Source organism: Mesorhizobium sp. C089B, assembly GCF_030323125.1.
Classification (GTDB): domain Bacteria; phylum Pseudomonadota; class Alphaproteobacteria; order Rhizobiales; family Rhizobiaceae; genus Mesorhizobium.
This window is the reverse complement of the sequence record NZ_CP100469.1, coordinates 819,834-843,644: the sequence shown is the minus strand read 5'-3', so window position 1 is coordinate 843,644 and position 23,811 is coordinate 819,834. Positions and strand designations below refer to the sequence as shown.

The window sequence follows — 23,811 nt, the reverse complement described above, 5'->3', positions numbered from 1 at the left end:
CGCCTTCCTTAGATTTTTGCTTCCCCCGAAGCGACACCATCTCAGGCGACCAAAAGCCCGCGGGAGCGATCCTGCGGGCTTTTGTTTTGAGGTCATGCGGCCGCAACACCCGTCGCGCTTTGCCGCGCGTGGCCTGTTCGGCCGCCGGGCTCCAGCGAGGCGCGGTGCACAGCCGCACTCTGCCGCGCTTCCGAAGGCGTCATGCCGAAATGCCGGCGGAAGGCGTGGTTGAAGGTCGAGAGATCGCCGAAGCCGGCGTCGAAGGCGATGGCGCCGATGGTGCGGTGTGCCAGGCGCAGGTCGGCTAGCTTGCTGCAAACCAGCGCCAGCCGCCGGCCAAGCACGAACTGCGACAGCGAGGTACCCTCACCCTCGAACAGCTTTCTGATATAGCGCGCGCTGACGCGGTGGCGCCCGGCCAGGGCGTCCGACCCGACATCGCCGGAAGCCAGATTGCTTTCGATATCGGCTTTGATGGCGCGCAGCCGCGCGGCGCGTATGCCGCGGCCTGCGGCGACCTCAGTGGCGTCCTGCGTTGCCCCGACCACGACCGCGACAAGGTCCTGTATGTGCTTGGCGGCAAGCCAGCGCAATTCGGACGCGGCCAGGTTCGGCTCCTGCATCAGCAGACGGACATAGCTGGTCAGCAGCAAGAACTTTTCGCCCACGCATGACATCGGCGTCATCAGGGCGGCGTCCGCATTCGCAGCCATGGGCCCGAGCGCTGCCTTGGGGATGGTGATGAAGAGATGATGCGACATCGCCCGCTCGATCACATGCGGATCAGAGGAGGACAGAAGGATTGCCTGGCCGGCCTCGATGCTGGCCTCGCGGCCGAGATGCGAGAAGGTGGCAGCGCCCTCCAGACACATGAAGAAAATGTAGTCATCGGTCCCCTTGGCCATGGCGCTGGAACGGATGGTGCGGAAGGCGGTGGTCCTCGAATCGGCAATGCCGACGCCCGGCAGCCGCAGGATGGTCGCGTCGACGGAGAGCTTTTCCTCCGTGACGTTAAAATCCATGTCGGTCACCATCCGGCGCAACAGGTCGCAATAGACGTTTCGCCATTCCGCTCGCGGCCACATGGCGGTCGAAAAGCGCGCATACGCAAACTCGGGGGGTCGAATAGTCATGGGGTACTCCCAAGCGATTGTCTTCATTTCACTGTCGTTCGTAGTCGAGGCTCGTTCCATGAACGGCCTCTCATCCGACGGCGGCAATCGGGGGCACTGGATGGCTACAATGATTTGCGCACTTGGACAAAAGACTATTTACGAAGCTATGGATGAGCTTTGTTCATTCATGCTAAGGAACCCATGGGCAGGATCGGGTAACGGCAAATGACAAGACGGCTTCCACAACTGGAATCCATTCGGGCTTTCGAGGTCATTGCCCGGCTGGGCAGCTTCAAGCGCGCCGGCGATGAGCTGAATGTTACGCCAAGCGCGCTCAGCCACCGCATCGCCGATCTCGAAGCCGATCTCGGCGTGCTTCTGTTCACCCGCCATGTCCGCCGCGTCGAACTAACGCTTGAAGGCGAACGATTGTCCGCGGGCGTGCGACGCGCATTGCTGGAAATCCAGAGCACGGTCGCGAGTGTCGCGCGCAACGAGCGCACGAGGCTGAGGGTCACTGCCATTCCTTCGCATGCCGTACGCTGGCTGGCCCCGCGCCTGCACAGGTTTCGCAAAAAGCATCCCGAAACAGAGATCGACATCAATGCGGATCTTGCAGTCGTCGACCTTTCGCAGCGAACAGTCGACATCGCATTGCGTTTCGGCGGCGGACACTATCCGGCCGTCGAGACCGAATGGCTGATGGCAGATGCGATCTTTCCTGTCGTCAGTCCCGACTATCTCGCCGCCAACGGCCCGGTCAGAGACCAGCACGATGTGCTGCGACTGTTCCGCATCCTCGACACGACGGCCGAAAATGACGAGAGCGGCGCCAATTGGCGCCACTGGTTCGAGAGAAACAATCTGCCGCTGGATACGGTTGGCGACGGCATGAATCTGAATGGCACCTTGTTGGCGGTCGAAGCGGCGGCGAGCGGTCTGGGCGTCGCTATCGCGAGGAAGTCGCTGGTCGAGAGCGATTTGCGGACCGGCAGGCTCGTCCGCCTCCTGACGACGGACATACCGACGAACTGGAACCACTACGTCGTCGTCCACCCGTCCATCTCCGCCTGGGAGCCTGCCAGATCGTTCATCAACTGGCTGAAGGCGGAAGCCGGCGACAACACCGGCGCCGGTTGACCTCGGCGGCCGTCCAGGAGCTCTCATCGGAAGGCGTCGGGGCTCACGGACTCATCGTATCGGCCAGTTGCTCATCCTTGCGGCCCGACTGGTTCGCCGCCTTGGCGCCAAGCGCTGCCGCCATCTGGCTCTCCAGCTCGCGCAGCTTGGCGTCGAGTGTCGCCATGCCGCCCCAGGCGAATGTCGCGCGGTATAGCGGTGCGATCTCGGGCGTCAGGAATTCGACCAGGGTTTCGTCCTCGACCCAGACCTTGAGCACCTTGAACAGGCGGGCATCGATCAGCTCGCTATGCCAGCCCATGCGGGCGGCAATGCCCTGGATGGTTTCGGTCGAATTGGGCGTGCTGAGCAGCACATGCGAGCCGGAGCGCAGGCGCATGTTCGGGTCGAAGCCGATGCCGAGCGGCGCTTGCTGGTCCAGAACCGTGCCGCACGGCAGGATTTCGATCAGCGAGCCGAAATCGTCGCCGAGGCAGACGAACCATGCTCCCTCAGGAAATGGCGGCGACGGCGCACGAACCGCGGTGGCGACAAGCATTTCGGCAAGGACGCTGGCGACAGCCTGGGGATCGCGGGCGTTGAATGAAGCGTGATGCAGCATGGCAATACTCCTGTTTTCAACGGCGGCGACCGGCAGAAGTGCCGACCCATGGTGTGGCGTTCCGCAAAAACTGAATCATCGGCTGAGCGTCAGGATGACCGCGGCAAACAGGCAGGCGTATTCAGCCAGTCCAAGCACAAGGCGCAGATTGTGGTTGGCCGCCCAGCTGTCGCGCGTCTGCGCCCAATCATCGGGGATGGTCACCGGCGTCCAGCTCTGCACCTGTTTGTTGAGCGGCACCTGACGGCTGACGGTGAAGCCAATGTCGATCACCACCAGCGCCGCGGCGACGATGGCCAGGATGCGCGGCAGGCCGGCATCGACCGCAAACATCGCCATCGCCGCGATCAGCACCAGCGTCGTCAGCCTGACGACCGGCATCACCCGGGTAAACGTCCGGTCGCGCATCTGATGCATGGCCATGTACTGGCCGGCGGTAAGATCATCGATGCGAAAATCGTGGATTACGCCCGAGACGTAGATGCCGGCAATAATTCCAGCCAGCGCAAGCGAAGCCGCCATCAAGAAAATGTCCATGTCTTTTCCCTGCCCGAATGTCGTTTCCCTGGCCAAAATCGCCGCAGAGGCGAGCCCGACACCGCGCCTATTGCAATGTCCTGGCCAATGGCCGGGGTATTAAAGCAGGCGGACGGTCCGGGCTTGGGTAGGATGGAACGATGTTTTGGGCAATGCGGCCCTCCGATTGCGTCGGAAACATCAAGTGCCGTGAGGTCGAAAGCTATCAGCAAACATTGACGCGTACTTGCCAGCGACCGGTGAAATTCGTATCAGACCGTGCTGGCCAATGGCGCATCACGCTGAATTGGGAGGAGCATCCGTGCCGGAAAAAACCCGGACAAAACCGACAGGCTGGATGGCGACCGGAACGGCTGACGGCCAGGTGGTCACGCCTGACTGGATGCCCATCGAGCCGGTGGCGATCGATGGCGTGAGGGTCAAGGAGATAAGGCCGGTCGCAACCTCCACCGGCTATCTGACCGAGATCTTTCGCAAGGAGTGGGAGCTCGATTCCGAACCGGTCGGCCAGGTCTTCCAACGCACCTTGTATCCCGGCGCGGTGACAGGCTGGCATGCCCATGCGGTGACCACCGACCGGCTATTCTGCTGCGTCGGCAGCGTCCGCATTTCGCTGTTTGACGGACGCAAGGCCTCGCCGACCTTCGGCGCCGTCTGGCACAAGATTATCGGCCCGTTGCGCCCGGCGGTCGTCATCATTCCACCCGGAATATGGCACGGTGTTGTTTCGCTCGGAGCGGAGACGGCGGTGCTGCTCAACCTCGTCGACAAGGCCTATGCCTACGATCAGCCCGACCATTGGCGCTTGCCGCCAGACACCGACCACATTCCCTACAGACTGGTGTAGCGTGGAAGCATCGGCGCAGCGCGATCAGGCCGGCGGCGAACCGCTGGTCTCGATCGTGATCGCGACGCACAACCGGCCGGCAGCACTGCGGCAGGCATTGACCAGCGTCATGCGCCAGACGTTGCAAGGCTGGGAAGCCTTGGTCATCGGCGACGATTGCAGGCCGGATACGGCGGCCGTTGTCGCTGAATTTGACGATGCCCGCATCGTCTACATCGATCTTCCTGTCAATTTCGGCGAACAGTCCGGTCCCAACAATATCGGCTTTGCCAGGGCGCGTGGCCGCTTCGTCGCCTTGCTCAACCACGACGATCTGTGGTTTCCCGACCATTTGGCGGCGATGACCGGCTGGATCGACGCCTCGGGCGCCGACGTGGTGCTGGCGCGCGGTGCCGTCATCCAGCCGCCGTCGGCGGCCGGCAATCCTGTCAATTCGATCTTCGGGATCGGCAAGGATGGTTTTTACGACCCCGTCACGACGGAAGGATTTGGCTCGGCACACATGTTTCGCCGCGCTTCGTTCAGCCTGCTCGGACCTTGGCGACCCGCCAGCCAGTGCTTTTGCGAAAGCTCGCAGGACTGGCTGTTTCGGGGATGGCGAAAGGGCGCGGTGATCGCGACGATGCCGCACCTCACGGTGATCAAGCTGCATTCCGGCATACGCAAGGGTTCCTATCTCGGCGACAATGCGCAGGAACAGAAGGATCTTCTGGACGCCATGCAGACGCCGGACGCCTTGCGCGTGAAAATCCTTGGCTGCGCGGGCGAACCCATTCGCCTGGCGGCATCGAGTTATCTCAGGCGCAGGCTGATGGCGGCTCTTGGCATCCATCCCCGCGCCCGCGCCTTCCGCCGCAAGTATAAGCGAGGCGCCTTCCTTGCCAAGCTGCGGCGCCTGCGTGGCCTGGCGCCGATGCCTGAGCGCGAACCTGGCGTGAGCGAATTGCTCGATCGCTACAGCAAGCGCGGCGATGCCGGCACCGAGCCGGATGAGGGTTGACTGCCACCAGCGTAAATCTCAAACAAAAACCCGCGGGATCGCTCCCGCGGGTTTGTTCCTGAAGCAGTGGCGTTGCCTTAGCCGTGCGCGAGCACGGCCAGCAGCAGAAGCGCCACGATGTTGGTGATCTTGATTGCCGGGTTGACCGCCGGGCCGGCGGTGTCCTTGTAGGGATCGCCAACCGTGTCGCCGGTGACCGAAGCCTTGTGCGCTTCGGACCCCTTGAGGTGCTTGACGCCGTCCTTGTCGACAAAACCGTCCTCGAACGACTTCTTGGCATTGTCCCAGGCGCCGCCGCCCGAAGTCATCGAGATGGCGACGAACAGGCCGTTGACGATGACGCCGAGCAACGAGGCGCCGAGTGCCGCAAAGGCGGACGCCTTGGAGCCCGAGATCAGCTGCACGCCGAAATAGACGACGAGCGGCGCCAGCACCGGCAGCAGCGAGGGGATGATCATTTCGCGGATCGCCGCCTTGGTCAGAAGGTCGACGGCGCGGGCATAGTTCGGCTTGGAGGTGCCGGCCATGATGCCCGGATCCTCGCGGAACTGCTTGCGCACCTCCTCGACGATGGCGCCCGCCGCGCGGCCGACGGCCGTCATGGCGATGCCGCCGAACAGGTACGGGATCAGGCCGCCAAAGATCAGGCCGGCGACAACATAGGGATTGGAGAGGTCGAAGGAGACATCGCCCATGCCCTGGAAGTATGGATATTTGTCGCCATTGGCGGCAAAGAACTTCAAATCGTTCGAATAGGCCGCAAACAGCACCAGCGCGCCAAGACCGGCCGAACCGATGGCATAGCCCTTGGTCACCGCCTTGGTGGTGTTGCCGACCGCGTCGAGCGCGTCGGTGGAGTGGCGCACTTCCTTGGGCAGGCCGGCCATTTCGGCAATGCCGCCGGCATTGTCGGTGACCGGGCCGAAGGCGTCGAGGGCGACGATCATGCCGGCCAGGCCGAGCATGGTGGTGACCGCGATCGCCGTCCCGAACAGGCCGGCGAGCTGGTAGGTCGAGATGATGCCGCCGACGATGACGATTGCCGGCAGTGCGGTCGATTCCAGCGACACCGCAAGTCCCTGGATGACGTTGGTGCCGTGACCGGTCACCGAGGCCTGGGCGATGGAGTTCACCGGGCGCTTGTTGGTGCCGGTATAGTATTCGGTGATCACCACGATGAGACCGGTCACAACGAGACCGATCAGGCCGCAGATGAACAGGTTCTTGCCGATGATGGTCATGCCGGCGACGGTGCCGACCTCGCCCCAGCCGACGGTTGCCGAGGTAGCGACACCGAGACCGACGATCGACAGCAGGCCGGTGACGATCAGGCCTTTGTAGAGGGCGCCCATGATCGAGCCGTTGGAACCGAGCTTGACGAAGAAGGTGCCGACGATCGAGGTCAGGATGCAGGCACCGCAGATAGCGAGCGGATAGAGCATCGCCGCACCCAGAGCGGCGGTTCCGCCGAAGAAGATGGCGGCCAGCACCATGGTGGCGACGACGGTCACCGCATAGGTTTCGAAGAGGTCGGCGGCCATGCCGGCGCAGTCACCGACATTGTCGCCGACATTGTCGGCGATGGTGGCCGGGTTGCGCGGATCGTCTTCGGGAATACCGGCTTCGACCTTGCCTACGAGATCGCCGCCGACGTCGGCGCCCTTGGTGAAGATGCCGCCGCCCAGACGGGCGAAGATCGAGATCAGCGATGCGCCGAACCCGAGCGAAACCAGCGCATCGATGACGATGCGGTCATTGGGCTGCAGGCCCATCGGGCCGGTCAGGATATAGTAGTAAATCGACACGCCGAGCAGCGCGAGGCCAGCCACCAGCATACCGGTGATGGCGCCCGACTTGAAGGCGATGTCGAGACCGGCGGCGAGGCTGTTGGACGCCGCCTGCGCGGTGCGCACATTGGCGCGCACCGAGACGTGCATGCCGATGAAACCGGCGGCGCCCGAGAGCACGGCGCCGATCAGGAAGCCGACCGCGGCGGTGATCGAGAGCAGCCACCAGGCGAGCACGAGCACGACCACGCCGACGATGGCGATGGTGGTGTACTGGCGCGCCAGATAGGCTTGCGCGCCTTCGCGGATGGCGGCGGAGATTTCCTGCATGCGTGCGTTGCCCTGATCGGCTGCAAGAACCGATCGTGTCGCCCAGATGGCGTAAAGGATTGAAAGCAAGCCGCAGGCGATGACGGCAGAAATGATGGTCATTGCCGAATTTTCCTCGATTGATGGCCCAAAAGAACCCCTCCCTGGGCCGTTGGTGCGGGGAGCGGAAAGCCTAGGCGGAATCCGTCCTTCGCAGCGGTGTATGCGAAACAGGGCTCGGAACGTCAAGATATTGTTCGGTTTTTGCCCCGCTTTCAGCCAAAAGGTTTAGGCCACAACATTCCCGTGGCCGATGCCTTGCTATTAGATCGGTTGAAATGACGCTGCGTCGGTCAATGCTTTGCCCGCAGTCCAGCGAAGGTCAGTCGCCAGTCTCCTGCCCCATCTTGCGCGCCGTGTAGCGCTCGATGGCGGACAGTCCGTCATAGATCAGCACCGCCAGCGCCGCGACGATCAGGCCGCCTTGCAGGACGAAGGCGAGATTGTTGGACAGCAGGCCGGCGATGATCACCTCGCCCAGCGTCTTGGCGGCAACCGTCGAGCCGATCGTCGCCGTGGCCAGGCTGATCACCACCGACAGCCTTATGCCGCCCAGAATGATCGGCGCGCTCAGCGGCAATTCGACCTTGACCAGTCTTTGCCAGCCCGTCATGCCGGCGCCGCGCGCGGCCTCCATGATGTTGCCCGGCAGCGTTGTGAGGCCGGTCAGCGCGTTCTCGAAGATCGGCAGCAGGCCGTAGAGAAACAGCGCAATCAGCGTCGGCTTCTCGCCGAAACCGACGGCGGGCACCGCCAGCGCCAGCACCGCCACCGGCGGAAAGGTCTGGCCGATATTGACCAGACTGCGCGACAGCGGCAGGAATTCGGCGCCCGCCGGCCTGGTCACCAGGATGGCAAGCGCCACGGCAACGATGGTCGCGGCGACGGTAGCGATCAGCACGGTCCTGAGATGCAGCAGGGTCAGCGTCAGCAGGCTGCCCTGATTGTAGATCGCCGGCGCATTGTTTTCGGTCAGCGGCTTCAACAGCGGCTCGAACCAGCCGGGATTGGTGACGAAGGCTATGAGAAGCACCACCAGGGCAAGCCTGAGCAGCGAAGGCAGCCAGGCTTTTAGACCGGCCCCTTTCATGCCGGCCTCGCCGCGCGCTTCACCAGCCCGTCGACGGTGACGCGGCCGAGCAGCTTGCCGTCTTCGCCCTTGACCGGCAGCGCCGGCCGGCCCGACCACAGAAGCTCGGCCAGCGCGTCGCGCTGGCTGGCGTCGCCTGGGATCGCCTCGCCTTCGGCAGTCCCCTTTTCCACGGCGTCGCGCACGCGGCCGAGCGACAAGAGCCGGAACGGCTTTTCGCTGGCGCCGACCAGGGTTTCGACGAAGGCGTTCGCCGGCCGCGCCAGGATCTCTTCCGGCTTGGCGTATTGCACCAGCTTTCCGGCATCCATGACGGCGATCTTGTCGCCCATGTGGACGGCCTCCTCCATGTCGTGGGTAACGAGGATGATGGTGGTGCCGAAGCGCTTCTGGATTGCCAGCAGGTCCTCCTGCGCCTTGGTGCGGATGATCGGGTCGAGTGCCCCGAACGGTTCGTCCATCAGAAGCACATTGGGCTCGGCGGCGAGCGCGCGGGCGACGCCGACACGCTGCTGTTGCCCGCCGGACAGTTCGTGCGGGTAGCGCGGGCCATAGGCCTCGGGGTCGAGCTGGTAGAGTGTCATCAACTCATCGACGCGGGCCTTGATGCGGTCCTTGTCCCAGCCCAGCAGGACCGGCACGGTGGCGATGTTCTGCGCAACGGTGCGGTGCGGGAACAGGCCGTGGCCCTGGATAGCGTAGCCGATGCTGCGGCGCAGCTCGTAGCCGGGCAGCGTGCGGTTGTCGTTGCCGTCGAGCTTGATGACGCCGGCGGTCGGCTCGACCAGCCGGTTGATCATTCGCAGCAGCGTCGTCTTGCCGGAACCGGAGGTACCGACAATGACGCAAACCGTACGCGGCTCGACGACCATGGACACGTCGTCGACCACGGTCGTCGCGTCATAGCACTTGGTAATGCCTTCGATCTCGATCATGCCGTTTCAACCCTGCGCCTGGTGGCGGTCATTTCGATCACTGCGTCGAGGATGATGGCCGCGGCGAAGGCCAGCGCCACCGTCGGCACGGCGCCGAGCAGCACCAGGTCCATTGCGGTCTGGCCGACGCCCTGGAAGACGAAGACGCCAAAGCCGCCGCCGCCGATCAGTGCGGCGATGGTGGCCAGGCCGATGTTCTGCACCAGCACGATGCGGATGCCGGTGAGGATCACCGGAAAGGCCAACGGAAACTCGACGCCGAACAGGCGCTGGCCATCGGTCATGCCCATGCCGCGCGCTGCATCATTGGCCGCGCGGGGTACGCCGGCAAGCCCGACCACGGTGTTGGCCACCACCGGCAGCAGCGAATAGAGGAACAAAGCCACGAAAGCGGGCGCGGTGCCGATGCCTCTGATACCGAGCGCTGCGGCACCCGGAACATGCGCGGCGACCCAGCCCAGCGGCGCGATCAGCAGGCCGAACAGCGCGATCGAGGGTATGGTCTGGACGATGTTGAGCACATTGAGCACGCCGGCCCGCAACCGTTCGACGCGGTGGCACAGGATGCCGAGCGGCAGGCCGACGATCACCGCCGCCGCCAGCGACCCCAGCGCCAGCGTGATGTGCTTGGAGCCTTCGGCCCAGAAACTATCGGCGCGGTTTGCATATTCCTTGAGGATCGACAGGCTGTCCCACTGCCCCGATATCAGCAACAAGCCGATGGCCAGCGCCGCGAGGACGAGCACGCCGACGCGGGCCGGTGGCGACAGGTTGAGCCTGGTCAGCACGTCGGCGAGCAACAATGTGAAGGCAAAGATCAACAGCCAGAACCCGGAAGCCGGCGAGATGCGGGCGAAGGTGTTGCCGGCCGGCGTCAGGAAGGTGCCGGCGACACCGATCAGGATGGCAAGGGCGGCGAGCGCCACGACGCTTGCGGCCAGGCGCAGGACAAGCGGGGTTTTCAGCAAGGCAACAATTGCGGCCACGACGACGATCGCCAGCAGTAGCGGCCCGACTGTGGCCGGCAGCGCCTCCAGGATCGAGCGCGCCTGACCGGGAACGATACGATTGGCGCGGAAGGTGGCGAACGGAGCCAGAAACGCCGCATAGGCAACGATCGCCGCGATAACCATGCCGAGCTTGTCGAAACGCAGGGTCATGGATGCCCCTCATGAGGAGCGATTTTCCACGTTGCGCAGACTACGCTGGTGATCGGCGCAAGCCGACGCGAAATCCGATCTCCCTCTTTGCGGGGGAGATGGCCGGCAGGCCAGAGGGGGGTGTGAAGGATCGCCAGCTTTCGAGCGTCGGCTTGTTCAGAAGCAACCCTGTCGAGGCACGCACCTGCTACCGGTTGTGAGGTCGGCGGGACAGCACCCCCCTCTGTCCTGCCGGACATCTCCCCCGCAAGGGGGGAGATCAGCAGCTTCCAGAGAGGGGTGTCTCGCACCAGCGTCACGATCAGCTATGCGCTGACTACTTCAAAAACCCGTTCTTCTTCAAAAAGTCCTCGGCGACACCCTTGACCGGCTCGCCGCCGACCTGGACGCGGCCGTTGAGTTCCTGCAGCGTGACGAGGTCGAGCTTGGCGAACACCGGCTTCAACAGCGTCTCGATCTCCGGATGCTCTTTCAGCACCGCTTCGCGGATGATCGGCGCCGGCTGGTAGACCGGCTGCACGCCCTTGTCGTCGGCGAGCACGACCAGGCCGGACGGCGCGATGCCGCCGTCGGTGCCGTAGACCATGGCGGCGTTGGCGCCGTTGGTCTGGTTGGCGGCAGCACCTATTGTCGCGGCGGTGTCGCCGCCCGAAAGCGTGATCAACTGCTCGGGCTTCAGCGTGAAGCCGTAAGTGGTCTGGAACGCCGGCAGGGCTGCCGCCGAATTGACGAACTCAGCCGACGCCGCCAAAACCACCGTGCCGCCGCCGGCGACGTATTTGCCGAAGTCGGTCAGGGTCGCCAGCTTGTTGGTCTCGGCAACCTCCTTGCGCAGCGCGATCGCCCAGGTGTTGTTGGCCGGTGACGGCGACAGCCAGACGATCTTGTTGGCGTCATAGTCGAGCTTCTTGGCGGTCTCATAGGCCTTGGCGGCATCCTTCCAGACCGGATCGTCGGCCTTCTCGAAGAAGAAAGCGGCATTGCCGGTGTACTCGGGATAGATGTCGATCTCGCCGGCAGTGATCGCCTTGCGTACCACCGGCGTGCCGCCGAGCTGGATGCGGTCGGTGGTCTTGATGTTGTTGGCGTTGAGCACAAGCTGGATGATGTTGCCGAGCACGCCGCCCTCGGTGTCGATCTTCGAGGAGACGACCACCTGGGCATTGGCGGAGGCGGCCGTGATGCCGAGCGCCAACGCCGCGCCGGCCAGAATCTTGACTGAAAACATTGTGAAAACCCCTTGCTTTGGACCGAAATGCGGTGGCCGCATATGAGCATGGCTTCAACGCCCCGTCGGGGCACACGGTTTCATAACAATGGGTACAGACGCAATAATTTTGTGCGGTCGCCGCGATTTCGGCCGCCGCCATGCTGACACGTCGTGCCAAGCCAAAGATAGAACCGGATCAGGCGCGGGCTTTGCGCGATCCGGTCAGTTTGAGCGCGCCAAGGGCGACGAAGCAGAGGGCGACGACCGGGAAAACCAGCCAGTTCAGCATCTCCCAGCCCCAGGCATTATAGATGGCGCCCGACATTAGCGAGGCGAAGGCGACGGAGCCGAACAGGACGAAGTCGTGGAAGCCCTGCACCTTGCTCTTTTCGGACGGATGGTAGCTGTCGGCGACCATGGAGGTGGCGCCGATGAAGGCAAAATTCCAGCCGAGGCCAAGCAGGATCAGCGCCGTCCAGAACTGCCACAAATGCAGGCCGGACAATGCCACAGCGGCGCAGCCGATGAGCAGGACCAGGCCGGTTGCGACGATGCGTTCGGCGCCGAAGCGATGGATCAGCGATCCGGTGAAGAAGCTCGGCGCAAACATCGCCATCACATGCCAGGAAATGCCGAGCGTGGCGTCGTCCGTCGACAGGCCGCAGCCGACCATGGCCAGCGGCGCGCCGGTCATGACGAAACTCATCAGCGCATAGCTGCCGACGGCGCAAAACAGTGCCGCGACGAAACGCGGCCGGGTGACGATCTCGGACAGCGGCCGGGCGTCGTTTGACGCGACTTGCGCGTGGCCGGGAGCCTTGGCCGGGATGCGCAGGAATGACAGAATGATGGCGCCGGCCGCCGCCAGAACCGGAATGGCCACGAACGAGCCGGCAAACATCACCGGCGCCAGCAATTCGCGGGTGAAGATGACGATCTGCGGCCCGAGAATCGCGGTGATGACGCCGCCGGCCAGCACGAAGGAAATGGCGCGCGCCTTGAATTCGGGCGGAGCATTATCGGCGGCGGCGAAGCGGAACTGCTGGACGAAGGCGCCGCCGACGCCGATCACCAGCAGCGCGAAAGCGAACAGCCAGAAGCTGGCGTGGAACAGAGCCAACGTGGAGATGACGCCGCCAAGCGCGGTGACGATGGTGCCGGTCATGAAACCGCCGCGCTGGCCGAGCCAGCGGATGATGGCCGCGGCCGGCAACGCGCCGAGCGCCACGCCGATGTTGAAGCCGGTGATTGGCGCCGTTGCCAGCGACTTATCGGGGCCAAGCAGATATTGCCCGGCCAGCCCGCCCATGGAAATGGCAATCGGCGCAGCCGAACCGATAATCGCCTGCGACGTCGCCAGGATGATCGCCGTGCGGCGCGCGTCCCGTGCTGCGCCGGCGACGGTGCCGGTCACAATGCGTCCTTGCCGCGCCCCTCGCCCCGCACCCGGCGCGACACACGGTCGAGCACGGCGTTGGTCAGCTTCGGCTCGTCTTCCTCGTAGAAGGCCTTGGCGATGTCGACATATTCCGAAACGATGACGGCCACCGGCACGTCGTCGCGCTTCATCAGTTCGTAGACGCCGGCGCGCAGGATGGCGCGCAACGTCGAATCGAGTCTGGACAGCGGCCAGTCTTCGGTCAGCGCCTGGCGGATGATCGGATCGATGGTCGTCTGGTTCTCGACGACGCCGGCCAGGATGGCGCGAAACCATTGCGCGTCGGCCTCGCGATAAAGCGCGCCGTCGACTTCCTTGCCGAGACGGAACGCCTCGTATTCGGCGGTGATCTCGAAGACGCCGCTGCCGGCAACGTCCATCTGGTAAAGCGCCTGCACGGCGGCCAGACGGGCGGCGCCACGCTTATTGGCATGGCGTGTCGCGGGCTGGCCGGGCGAAGCGGGTTCGCTCACGATTGCGCTCCCAGCTTCTCCTTGAGCGCGATCATGGTCAGCGCCGCGCGCGCGGCAAAGCCGCCCTTGTCGCCCTCCGAGCGCTTGGCGCGCGTCCAGGCCTGCGCGTCGTTCTCGGTGGTCAGGATGCCGTTGCCGATCGCAATCGCTTCCTGCACCGAGAGATCCATCAGCGCGCGGCTCGATTCATTGGCGACGATGTCGAAATGATAAGTGTCGCCACGAATGATGGTGCCGAGCGCGACAAAACCATCATAGTCCTTGCCGCCCTCGCCCATGCCGTCGAGCGCAAAAGTGATCACTGCTGGAATTTCCAGCGAACCGGGAACGGTGATGACGTCATAGGTCGCGCCGGCTTCGTCGAGCGCGCTCGTCGCGCCGTCGAGCAGCGCGTCGGCAAGATCGTCATGAAAGCGCGCCTCGATAATCAGAAGGTGGGCCTTCTTCTTCGGGCGAATGAACGCTTTGCCGTGTTGGGATGTGCCTGCCATGAATGTCTCCGGGGGTAGCCGGTGACTTAGGCCGAAGCGGTCACATTCGCAAGCTTTGTCCGACGCTCAGGCCCGGTCTAATTTCCCAGGGGGCTCAAAGCCCCTCTTTCACCGCCTCGAGCAGTCGCGCGGCGTAGCGGGCCATGGTGTCGATCTCCAGGTTGACCTTGTCGCCCACCTTGCGCTCGCCCCAAGTCGTCACGGTCAGCGAATGGTGGATCAACAGCACATCGAAACGGGCGCCTTCGACCTTGTTGACGGTAAGCGAGGTGCCGTCGAGTGCGACGGAGCCTTTTGGGGCAATGAATTTTGCCAGTTCGCGCGGCGCCTCCAGCGTGAAGCGAACGGCATCGCCTTCATCCTTCCGCTCGGCGATTTCGGCCATGCCGTCGACATGACCCGACACGATGTGGCCGCCGAGTTCGTCGCCGATCTTCAGTGCCCGCTCGAGATTGACCTTGGTGCCTGATTTCCAGCCCGACGCCGTGGTCAGCCTCAGTGCCTCTTCCCAGGCTTCGACCTCGAACCAGCGGGCGTTCGAGCCGCCATCTGGCAGCGCCGTCACCGTCAGGCAGACGCCGCCGCAGGAGATCGAGGCACCGATGGCGATCGTCGCGGGGTCATAGGCGGTGTCGATGCGCAGGCCGACGCCTTCGCTCAGCGGCTTGACGGCCGCGACGGTGCCGATATCGGTGACAATTCCAGTGAACATTTCAGATATCTCTCACCCATTCGGCATAGCTGTCTTCCCCGAAGCGCATCTCGCGCAATTTGCGGAAGCCTGCCGGGATATGGTTGGCGTCGATGGGCGATGCAATGCCGCCCTCGCCGATCGCTTCCGGTCCCTGGAACAGCACGATGCGGTCGACCAGTCCTTCGGCGAGGAAGGCGCTGGCCACCTTGGCGCCGCCTTCGACCAGAACGCTGGCCATGCCGAGCGCGCCGAGATCCTCGAGCAGTTCCGGCAAGGCAATGCCGCCTTCATGGGTTTCGGTGCCGATGAAGCGCACGCCGGCACGCTCCAGCACCGACCGCCGTAGCGGATCAGCCTCCAGGCTCGCGGTGATATAGAGCGGCACCCGGTCGATGCCGGAGACCAGCTTCGAGGCTTCGGGCAGCCTGATCTGGCGGTCGAGCACGATGCGCGCCGGCGAGCGGTTCTCCAGCCCCGGCAGCCGCACGGTGAGCGCGGGATCATCCTCCAGCGCCGTGCCGATGCCGACCAGTATGCCATCGGCTTCGGCGCGCATCAGATAGACTTCGCGGCGGGCGACATCGCCGGTGATCGCAACCTGGCCGGCGCCATACCTGCCGATCTTGCCGTCGCTGGAAAGCGCAAGCTTCAGAGTCACTTCCGGGCGCTTTTTTAGGGATCGAATCAAATAGCCGGCCATCTGCCCGGCGGCTTCCTCGACCAGCACCTTTTCGACCACTTCGATGCCGGCGGCGCGCAGGATGGCGTAGCCTTTGCCGGAGACGCGCGGATCGGGATCGCTGGCAGCGCCTACCACCCGCGCCACTCCGGCATTGACCAGCGCGTTGGCGCAAGGCGGCGTGCGGCCATGGTGGGCGCAGGGCTCCAGCGTGACATAGGCGGTGGCACCGCGCGCCAACTCGCCGGCTTCAGCCAGCGCTTCGGTCTCGGCATGCGGCCGGCCGCCAACAGCGGTGACGCCGGTCCCGACGATCATCGGGCCGGCGCCATCGTCGCGAACGATTATGGTGCCGACGGAAGGGTTGGTGGAGGTGCGGCCGGCATTTTTCCGCGACAGCCGCAGCGCCGCGGCCATGAAGCGGCGATCGAGGGCCTGCTGATCGGCCTTCCCTGACGTTTGGCTTGCCATGCTCAGCCGGCGTCCTCTTCGCTCTTCAGCTCGTCGCCTTTGAGTTCGTCACCTTTGAGCTCACCCAGCACATCGTGGAAATCCTTGGCCTCGCGGAAATTGCGATAGACAGAGGCGAAGCGGACATAGGCGACGTCGTCGAGCGACTTCAGCGCTTCCATCACGAGCCGGCCGACCTCGCCCGAGGCGATTTCCGTCTCGCCGGAGCTTTCGAGCTGGCGCACGATGCCGGTGACGGCGCGGTCGATGCGCTCGGGATCGACATTGCGCTTGCGCACCGCGATCTCCACCGAACGCAAGAGCTTGTCGCGGTCGAACGGCACCTTTCTGCCGGACTTCTTGACCACCACGAGGTCCCGCAACTGGACGCGCTCGAAGGTGGTGAAACGGCCACCGCAATCGGGGCAAACGCGCCGCCGGCGGATCGCGGCGCCATCCTCGGCGGGGCGCGAATCCTTCACCTGCGTATCTTCGGACTGGCAATAGGGACAGCGCATGGAGAGCCTTCGGGTTGGCGATTCTGGCGGAACGATAGGCTTAGAGGTTTTTGCCGGGACGGCAAAGGTTCGGCAACGGCCGCTCGCGCCCTCAGAGATAGCGAGGCGGGAGGAAAATTGCCAGCCGCGCCAGATATGTCAGGGGGCGACGTCCTTGGTCGGGAAGCCGCAGGACGTTCCGAGGTTGCGGTAGGCCTTGGTGAAGCCATCCATCGGGATGCTGGCGACAGCCTGCTTGCCGAACGTCACATCGAGCGAGATGACCTGGCGCATGGCCCGCAACAAAGCGAGACTGGTCTTGACCTGGTTGTCGACGGTCCAGCTCGGGCGGCCGGCATCATTGGAATAGACGGTCGCGGAAACCTTGACGCCGGGGTCGCCAAAGGTCGCGGCGATCTTCTTGCCGGTCGGCAGCTCCTTGTTGGCGATGGTGAACATGATCGCCGGATAGGCATCGGGCGGCAGGGCGTCGCCAGTCGAGATCGAAAGCGTCAGCGTGCCGGCATTGCCGTTGCCGTCGACAAAGGCTGTCGAGGCCGCACAGGTCTTGTGCGAATCCTGGCCGGTGTCGAGCGCATCGATGATCGTGGTCCACCTGCCAAAGGTGCTGGTGGCCGGGATATCCGTGCCCGGCTGCGTCTGCTCCTCGGCGATCGCGCACGACACAGTGAAGGTGGCAAGCAAGCCGAGGAAGGCCAGAACGGCAGGATGGAACATGCGCATCGTCAGATCTCCACAGGCCGCGCCGCCCGGACAGCAAGCGGCGCAGAGCGCGGGATAAAAGACGATGCGCCGCTGGCGGTCAACCGAGATAGGGATAGAGCGGGAAACGATCGGTCAGCGCCACGACCTTGGCCTTCACGGCTGCTTCCACAGCCGCATTGCCTTCGTCGGAATTGGCGACCTTCAGCCCGTCCAGCACCTCGGCGATCAACTTGCCAATCTCGCGGAACTCGGCCTGGCCGAAGCCGCGCGTGGTGCCGGCCGGCGTGCCCAGACGCACGCCCGAGGTGACGAAAGGCTTTTCCGGATCGAACGGGATGCCGTTCTTGTTGCAGGTGATGTTGGCGCGGCCGAGCGCTGCCTCGGCGCGCTTGCCGGTGGCGTTCTTGGGCCTGAGATCGACGAGCATCAGATGGTTGTCGGTGCCGCCGGAGACGATGTCGAGGCCGGTTTCCTTGAGGCTCGACGCCAGCGCCTTCGCGTTGGCGGCGACACTCTCGGCATAGAGCTTGAAGCTCGGCTTCAGCGCCTCGCCGAAGGCGACCGCCTTGGCGGCGATGACATGCATCAGCGGGCCGCCCTGCAGGCCGGGGAAAACCGCCGAGTTCATCTTCTTGGCGATGTCCTCGTCATTGCACAGGATCATGCCGCCGCGCGGGCCTCGCAACGATTTGTGCGTGGTCGTGGTCACGACATGGGCGTGCGGCAGTGGTGACGGATGCACGCCGCCGGCAACCAGGCCGGCGATATGGGCCATGTCGACCATCAGATAGGCGCCGACCGCATCGGCGATCTCGCGAAAGCGCTTCCAGTCCCAGATGCGCGAATAGGCGGTGCCGCCGGCCAGGATCAGCTTCGGCTTGGTCTCATGCGCGGTCTTTTCGATCGCGTCCATGTCGAGCAGATGGTCGTCCTTGCGCACGCCGTAGGAAACGACCTTGAACCATTTGCCGCTCATGTTGACGGGCGAGCCGTGCGTCAGGTGGCCGCCGGAGTTCAGATCGAGGCCCATGAAGGTATCGCCGGGCTGCAAGAGCGCCAGGAAGACCGCCTGGTTCATCTGGCTGCCGGAATTCGGCTGGACATTGGCGAAGTTGCAGCCGAACAGCTTTTTGGCGCGCTCGATAGCGAGTTCCTCGGCGACGTCGACGAACTGGCAGCCGCCATAATAGCGCTTGCCCGGATAACCCTCGGCGTATTTGTTGGTCATGATCGAGCCCTGCGCCTCGAGCACGGCGCGCGAAACGATGTTTTCCGAGGCGATCAGCTCGATCTCGTGACGCTGGCGGCCAAGCTCGTTGCGGATCGAGCCGAAGATCTCCGGATCGGCATCTTCCAGCGTGGTTTCGAAGAAGGATTCGAATTTGTTCGACGCTGCCGCTGCAGTTGCCATGGCCTGAAATCCTTCGGTTCGGGGCATTTATCTATGCATATCGTTGCCCCGAAACCGCTGCACGGTTCCGGGCGACATGCATTGCCGCGCCATTAACACAGTTGTTTTCGCCTCGCCACGTTTGCAGCGCGAAATTTGCTGGCCGGATTGCGCCAGAGCGGCCCTGACCCACTATTTTCGCTCCTGCCGCCCTGCAGCAAGGCTTCGGTGAGCGTGATCTCGGTAAACAGCGCCCGCGCCGTATGGTCGTTGATCGCGCCGCTGCTTAACATGTCGCGCACGGCGATGCGCTCGGCCTCGATGCCGGCAAGCCGCATTTCGAGCTCCAGCCGCCCGGCTTCGCGGGCCTCCGCCCGGGCGTCGTCGGCCTCGTCCGAGGTGGCGATGCGGCGCCGGTAGCCGGCGACGATGTTTTCGGCGGCGGCAAGCCTGGCGCCGGGCACCTCGCCCTGGTCGTCGTCGCTCGCGCCCGCCATGCTTTCGATGCGGGCGATGGCCGCCTTGGCGGCGCCGATGCGGGCGAGACGCTCCTCGATGGCGCTGCCATCCTCGCCCGGCTCGACCAGCCCGCGCGCTATCTTCGGCAGCGCCACGCTGGCGATGGCGAGCGAACAGATGATGACGCCGGCGGCGAGGAAGATCACCAGGTCGCGCGCGGGAAAAGGCGAGCCGTCCGGCATGGCGAGCGGGAGCGACAGGATGCCGGCCAGCGTGATCGCGCCGCGCACGCCCGCCACCGAGCCGGCAAGCCGCACACGCATCCCGAACGGCTCGGCCTTGCGCTTTCCCCATTTTGCCTTGAGGCCTGCCGCGATGTCGCCGACCCAGATCCAGAGGAAGCGCAGCGCGATCAGGCACAGCGTCAGCGCAATCACCGTCGCGACCGGCTGGATGATCGGGTAATGGCCAGTCAGTTCGGGCGGCACGCGGCGAATGATTTCGGGAAGCTGCATGCCGAGCACGATGAACAGCGCGCCATTGTAGACGAAGGACAAGGTCGTCCACAGCGAGATCGTCTGCATGCGCGCCGAGACGCCGAGGAAGCGGAAGACGCCGGAGCCGCCGGTCAAAAGCCCGGCGGTGACCGCCGCCAGAATGCCTGAGGCATGCAGATGTTCGGCGACGAGATAGGCAATGAAGGGCAGCAGGACCATGACCAGAACCTGCGCCTCGGCCGGAACGCCGCCGATGCGATTCAGAAGCTGCAGCAGCCTGGCGGCGATGAACAACGCGGCGATGCCGGCCAGGATGCCGATGGCGACGGCATAGACGAAGGACAGCGATGCATCGGCGAAGGAAAAGCTGCCGGTCACGGCGGCGGCGACGGCGAAGCGGAACATGACCAGGCCCGAGGCGTCGTTGAGCAGCGCCTCGCCTTCCAGAATATGCATCAGCCGCGCCGGCACCAGGCTTCTGTCGACGATCGAGGACACCGCCACGGCGTCGGTCGGGGACAGCACGGCGGCGAGCGCGAAGGCGACGACCAGCGGGATGCTCGGCACCAACCAGTGCAAGGCATAACCGAAGCCGACAATGGTAAAGAAGACCAGCCCGATGGCCAGATCGAGGATCGGTCCGCGCAGCGCGATCAGCTCGCGTTTGGGCGCTCCATAGGCATCGCCGAACAAAAGCGGCGGAATGAACACCAGCAGGAAGAGTTCGGGGTCGATCTCGACATGGATGCCTTTCACCGGCCAGGCGAGCGCGGCGCCGATGGCAATCTGCAGCACCGGCAGCGGCACCCGAACCAACCGCACCAGTGCGCCGGAAAGAGCGACGAAGACCAACACGGCGAGGATGAAGATTGCGACCTGCATGGCGCGATTCCGGCTGTTTTGAGGACCATGCGCAATTGCCGTTAGTCCGTCCAGATGGGCCTGCGGCGCAACGTCCGGCAGTGTTCATGGCCTGCATGGCTGGCGGCCACCAGTCTTCTTCTGTTGGGATGTCGAACGGAAAAGGCCACCTTGCGGTGGCCTTTCCTAAATGAGATCAGCCGCTTAGAGCGAAGAGGTGATCTGCAGTTCGCTGGCGCCATCGAGCGCGTAGACGTCGTCGCGGAACTGCACGACGCCCGGACCCGTCGACCAGGCCGACACATAGAGGAAGTGGACCGGAACCGGGTTGACGACCTGCACCGGCGTGTTCTCGCCGGTCTTGATGGTAGCCTCGAAATGCTGGCGGTCCCAGCCGGGTGTGTCGCGCAGGATCCATGTGACGAGGTCGCGCACGTTCTGGACACGCACGCAGCCCGAGGAATCGAAGCGCATCATCTTGCCAAACAGGCTTTGCTGCGGCGTATCGTGCATGTAGACGCCGTCGGGGCTGGGGAAGTTGATCTTCACCGAGGCCATGGCGTTGCCGGAACCCGGATCCTGGCGGAAGCGGTATTTCGCGGCATCATCCGTCGACCAGTCGACAGTCATCGGATCGACTTCGCTGCCATCAGGCGCAAACAGCCGGATGTGGCTGTCCTTGAGATAGTCGGGGTTCTTCCGCATCAGCGGAATGATGTCCTTGCGCACGATCGAGACCGGCGCGTTCCAGTAAGGATTGACGATGATCTCGTTGATCTTGGAATTGACCACCGGGGTCTGGCGGTCGATCTTGCCGACGATTGCGGTGTGGCGCAGCACGACGCGATCGTTCTCGACCGCCTCGATCTGTGCCGCCGGGATATCGACCAGCACATAACGGCTGCCCAGCGTGCCGGCCTTTTCGCGCAGGCGCTCCAGATTGGTCTGCAGCTGACCGAGGCGGATCTGCGCCGAAACGTTCATCGCCGCATAGGTGTATTTGCCCATGGCGCCGTCGGCCGGCAGGCCATGGCGCGCCTGGAAGCGCTTGACCGCGGCGTCGACATAGGAATCGAACGACGTCGAAATGCCGGCGCTCTGCGCCAGGTCGCCCGAAACCATCAGCCGCTTGCGCAGCGGCACCACGTCCGGATCGTCGACGCCAAGCTGCAGCTTCTTTGTCGCCGGCACCTCGCCCCAGCCGCCCTGGGCGACGATGTTCTGATACTGCGCCACAGCCTGTTCGGTGAAGGCGACCGTCTGTAGGCTGAAGATCGGCAGCGTCGAGGCGACCTTGCCGCCTTCGGAGGCGCGGGCGTCGAACTGGTCGTCCCAATTGCCACGGTTCGAAGACTTCAGGATGTCGTCGATCACATCCTGCGCGCTGGCGGCATTGGCAACCATGGCAACGGCGAGCGCGGAAGCTCCGGAAAGGAAAAAGCGGCGGCTGGTTCTCATGGACGTTCCAGACATTCCTGTCGTGTTTGGCTTGTAGCGTTTGGCTGTTGCAGCGTTCGGCTACGTGCTCGATCTTGGGCGATATCGCCCGCACTCTAAAGTTGGCACTGTTAACAATTAGCCAACCATGACCTGCATCACTTAGCCGTGAAAAGCGGACCGCAATGCGACATTACAGGCGCGCCTATGGCTTTCGCCGCCGCATCACCCGCACCCTCGCTTCCACCGCGAATATGGCGGCAACGTGGCTTTGCGCCGAATTTGGACGCGCAGGCGATCTGAAATGGAGTGACCTGTGCTTTTCGGCACCGGCTCGCCTCCAACGATCTCCGCCAGCGCTTACCCACTAGCTGTTAGAGCCCAGGGCTTTGCGTTGGGACCAGAGCCTCTACCTTCGTTAAACGTAGACAGTTTTATGCCGCAGCAGCAATCTGCAGTCACTTTCTGTAGCGGGGGCGTACATGGAAAAGCTAATCACCGAGCTTTTGGTGGATTCATTCGACCATCTTGGCAAGCTGGGCGTACCGGTCGCATGGTCAATCGGCTCTATCGATGTGATGCCGGGAACTACACAGAAGAGTTACGCCCAAATCAACATCCCGAACCTTCAACGGGTCCTTTATAAAACCGAAGAATTCCCTCCGTTTTTAGCTTTTGCTAAAGCGCTGCAGCAATATGAGCCCTACACCACCCTATTTGCCGAAGCCCCCGACGAGAACGAGAAATTCCTACTTGATCCAATCTACATCGCCTACGAGGTTCTACGCAGCCATATGGAGGCTTATTCCCAGAGGGGCATCGAGATAGCTCTGGCGTCGCAAATCGCGGCTAACCTTGATGACTGCATTAAGCGAAAGATTTTCGTCATTCGCGGTTGGAGTCCGCTGGCAGGGTTTACCTCGACCCAGGACGAAATCGACTGTGGCAATGGACTAGTCATACGTCGTTACAGCGAAATTGATGCCTACAGAATCGGCAGAGTTTTTGAGGATGGCTCCCTCGATATGTTCAATATCCCGCCATATGCGCTTGAGTGGAACAAGGAGTATTCGTTCGTTGGCAACAAGTCCGACGAAAGTTCCTGGCAGAACCATATCTACCCAACGGTTCGGGCTCTGCGTGTTCTCAGCCCCGGCAAAGTCGCGGTTTCATTTACGAAGATAATCCGCGCTGGGCCGGGTCGCCTTTCACCTCACGGCGGAGGCTCAGTACCGGGCTTTGTTCCCCACATCTTCGAGACCAACTATGAACTCGCAGAAGCGGACTATGAGACGTTGCAGGCCCTCATTAAAGTGGTTGCCCGAACAGACCTTCCGAATCCCGTCAGAATTGCGCTGGATAGGGTTCATACGGCGGTTGAGCGCCCAAGTTTGGAAGATGAGTTCATCGACCACATTGTGGCTCTTGAGGCTATGTATGGCGACAACCTCGGCGGGTTGCCGGGTGGACTGTCCCACAAGATCGGCGTCAGGCTGGCGATGTTCCTGTACGCCAGCGTTGCCGACCGAAAGCTGGCTTTCCGCAAGATGTTGGACGCTCTCACCGCGCGAGGGGGTCTTGTCCACGGCTCTAACACCCTCGCCAATCTGAAACCGCGATACCGGGATGCGGTAGTATGGGCCGGTGACGCTGCCCGCGCATCAGTCCGCAAGGCTCTGCTTGAGGACGTGCAGTTGGAAAAGGACTACTTCGAGAACCTGATTTTCTCAGCCAATATACCTACGCCTAGTGTGAAGAAACCCGCCAAAACCAAGGGGTCGGCCTAATACCCCCACCGGGTAGTGATATCAAACCGCAAACTCACTTCGGTTCTGTCCTTCGGCTTCATAGGCGGCCAGCCACTTCGGCGAAGCGCCCCTGCCGGTCCAGGTACCCGCACAAAACGTCAATCAACTTCCCATGACCCA

23 protein-coding genes are annotated in these 23,811 nt (G+C 63.5%); 4 read left to right on the top strand and 19 right to left on the bottom strand.

Annotation, left to right across the window (positions count from 1 at the left end; all coding sequences use genetic code 11):
* Window positions 1–92 precede the first annotated feature (92 nt).
* Entirely contained in the window at window positions 93–1,133 is a 1,041-nt protein-coding gene (locus NLY44_RS04200; RefSeq protein WP_286456712.1) for a helix-turn-helix domain-containing protein, read from the bottom strand.
* Between the two features lie 207 nt (window positions 1,134–1,340).
* Between NLY44_RS04200 and NLY44_RS04195 the strand changes: the two genes are divergently transcribed.
* Complete coding sequence (locus tag NLY44_RS04195) at window positions 1,341–2,255, top strand: LysR substrate-binding domain-containing protein (RefSeq protein ID WP_023700544.1); 915 nt, start codon at window positions 1,341–1,343, stop codon at window positions 2,253–2,255.
* 43 nt (window positions 2,256–2,298) lie between these two features.
* Here NLY44_RS04195 and NLY44_RS04190 read toward each other — a convergent pair whose 3' ends face one another.
* Both NLY44_RS04190 and NLY44_RS04185 read right to left on the bottom strand, forming a co-directional pair.
* The gene (locus NLY44_RS04190; protein ID WP_023805107.1) at window positions 2,299–2,856 is read right to left on the bottom strand and encodes a hypothetical protein; all 558 of its coding nucleotides are present in this window, start codon (window positions 2,854–2,856) and stop codon (window positions 2,299–2,301) included.
* 75 nt (window positions 2,857–2,931) lie between these two features.
* Window positions 2,932–3,393 (bottom strand): anthrone oxygenase family protein, encoded by a 462-nt coding sequence (locus tag NLY44_RS04185; RefSeq protein ID WP_023805106.1) that lies wholly within the window; start codon window positions 3,391–3,393, stop codon window positions 2,932–2,934.
* A gap of 301 nt (window positions 3,394–3,694) precedes the next feature.
* Here NLY44_RS04185 and NLY44_RS04180 point away from each other — a divergent pair, with 301 nt between their 5' ends.
* Both NLY44_RS04180 and NLY44_RS04175 read left to right on the top strand, forming a co-directional pair.
* Window positions 3,695–4,240, top strand: a complete 546-nt coding sequence (locus NLY44_RS04180) for a dTDP-4-dehydrorhamnose 3,5-epimerase family protein (protein WP_245263759.1) — start codon at window positions 3,695–3,697, stop codon at window positions 4,238–4,240.
* Between the two features lies 1 nt (window position 4,241).
* A complete protein-coding gene (locus tag NLY44_RS04175) occupies window positions 4,242–5,240 on the top strand; it encodes a glycosyltransferase family 2 protein (protein ID WP_023805104.1) in 999 nt (332 codons plus the stop codon).
* Between the two features lie 77 nt (window positions 5,241–5,317).
* On the opposite strand, the gene NLY44_RS04170 is transcribed toward NLY44_RS04175, so the two are convergent.
* The 15 genes from NLY44_RS04170 to NLY44_RS04100 form a co-directional block, all read right to left on the bottom strand.
* Window positions 5,318–7,459 (bottom strand): sodium-translocating pyrophosphatase, encoded by a 2,142-nt coding sequence (locus NLY44_RS04170; RefSeq protein ID WP_023689501.1) that lies wholly within the window; start codon window positions 7,457–7,459, stop codon window positions 5,318–5,320.
* Window positions 7,460–7,718: 259 nt separating this feature from the next.
* Entirely contained in the window at window positions 7,719–8,486 is a 768-nt protein-coding gene (locus tag NLY44_RS04165; protein ID WP_023682385.1) for an ABC transporter permease, read from the bottom strand.
* Window positions 8,483–9,421, bottom strand: a complete 939-nt coding sequence (locus NLY44_RS04160) for an ABC transporter ATP-binding protein (protein WP_023805103.1) — start codon at window positions 9,419–9,421, stop codon at window positions 8,483–8,485. The genes NLY44_RS04165 and NLY44_RS04160 overlap by 4 nt, the downstream gene beginning before the upstream one ends.
* On the bottom strand, window positions 9,418–10,581 hold the full coding sequence (locus NLY44_RS04155; RefSeq protein WP_023689504.1) for an ABC transporter permease: 1,164 nt from the start codon (window positions 10,579–10,581) through the stop codon (window positions 9,418–9,420). Before NLY44_RS04155 ends, NLY44_RS04160 begins: the two co-directional genes overlap by 4 nt.
* Before the next feature lie 316 nt (window positions 10,582–10,897).
* Window positions 10,898–11,809 carry a glycine betaine ABC transporter substrate-binding protein OsmF gene (gene osmF, locus NLY44_RS04150; RefSeq protein ID WP_023689505.1) on the bottom strand — a complete coding sequence of 304 codons (912 nt, stop codon included), beginning with the start codon at window positions 11,807–11,809 and terminating at the stop codon, window positions 10,898–10,900.
* Between the two features lie 178 nt (window positions 11,810–11,987).
* Window positions 11,988–13,205 (bottom strand): MFS transporter, encoded by a 1,218-nt coding sequence (locus tag NLY44_RS04145; RefSeq protein WP_023805102.1) that lies wholly within the window; start codon window positions 13,203–13,205, stop codon window positions 11,988–11,990.
* Window positions 13,202–13,702 carry a transcription antitermination factor NusB gene (gene nusB, locus NLY44_RS04140; RefSeq protein ID WP_023669355.1) on the bottom strand — a complete coding sequence of 167 codons (501 nt, stop codon included), beginning with the start codon at window positions 13,700–13,702 and terminating at the stop codon, window positions 13,202–13,204. Before nusB ends, NLY44_RS04145 begins: the two co-directional genes overlap by 4 nt.
* A complete protein-coding gene (ribH, locus tag NLY44_RS04135; protein ID WP_023669354.1) occupies window positions 13,699–14,193 on the bottom strand; it encodes a 6,7-dimethyl-8-ribityllumazine synthase in 495 nt (164 codons plus the stop codon). The genes nusB and ribH overlap by 4 nt, the downstream gene beginning before the upstream one ends.
* 94 nt (window positions 14,194–14,287) lie before the next feature.
* Complete coding sequence (locus NLY44_RS04130) at window positions 14,288–14,905, bottom strand: riboflavin synthase (RefSeq protein WP_023805101.1); 618 nt, start codon at window positions 14,903–14,905, stop codon at window positions 14,288–14,290.
* A 1-nt stretch (window position 14,906) separates the two neighbouring features.
* Window positions 14,907–16,037 carry a bifunctional diaminohydroxyphosphoribosylaminopyrimidine deaminase/5-amino-6-(5-phosphoribosylamino)uracil reductase RibD gene (gene ribD, locus NLY44_RS04125; protein WP_023805100.1) on the bottom strand — a complete coding sequence of 377 codons (1,131 nt, stop codon included), beginning with the start codon at window positions 16,035–16,037 and terminating at the stop codon, window positions 14,907–14,909.
* Between the two features lie 2 nt (window positions 16,038–16,039).
* Window positions 16,040–16,534: a transcriptional regulator NrdR gene (gene nrdR, locus NLY44_RS04120; protein WP_023669351.1), complete on the bottom strand. Its 495-nt coding sequence runs from the start codon at window positions 16,532–16,534 to the stop codon at window positions 16,040–16,042.
* Between the two features lie 138 nt (window positions 16,535–16,672).
* Window positions 16,673–17,257, bottom strand: coding sequence for an invasion associated locus B family protein (locus tag NLY44_RS04115; RefSeq protein ID WP_023753655.1), 585 nt, complete (start codon window positions 17,255–17,257; stop codon window positions 16,673–16,675).
* Window positions 17,258–17,336: 79 nt separating this feature from the next.
* Window positions 17,337–18,650: a serine hydroxymethyltransferase gene (gene glyA, locus NLY44_RS04110; RefSeq protein ID WP_023669349.1), complete on the bottom strand. Its 1,314-nt coding sequence runs from the start codon at window positions 18,648–18,650 to the stop codon at window positions 17,337–17,339.
* Window positions 18,651–18,742: 92 nt separating this feature from the next.
* Complete coding sequence (locus NLY44_RS04105; protein ID WP_023805099.1) at window positions 18,743–20,467, bottom strand: Na+/H+ antiporter; 1,725 nt, start codon at window positions 20,465–20,467, stop codon at window positions 18,743–18,745.
* A 183-nt stretch (window positions 20,468–20,650) separates the two neighbouring features.
* Complete coding sequence (locus tag NLY44_RS04100) at window positions 20,651–21,904, bottom strand: L,D-transpeptidase family protein (protein ID WP_023682396.1); 1,254 nt, start codon at window positions 21,902–21,904, stop codon at window positions 20,651–20,653.
* A gap of 461 nt (window positions 21,905–22,365) precedes the next feature.
* On the opposite strand from NLY44_RS04100, the gene NLY44_RS04095 reads away from it, so the two are divergent.
* On the top strand, window positions 22,366–23,670 hold the full coding sequence (locus NLY44_RS04095) for a HEPN domain-containing protein (RefSeq protein ID WP_023805098.1): 1,305 nt from the start codon (window positions 22,366–22,368) through the stop codon (window positions 23,668–23,670).
* 21 nt (window positions 23,671–23,691) lie between these two features.
* Here NLY44_RS04095 and NLY44_RS32905 read toward each other — a convergent pair whose 3' ends face one another.
* Entirely contained in the window at window positions 23,692–23,793 is a 102-nt protein-coding gene (locus tag NLY44_RS32905; RefSeq protein ID WP_156940986.1) for an H-NS family nucleoid-associated regulatory protein, read from the bottom strand.
* Window positions 23,794–23,811 lie beyond the last annotated feature (18 nt).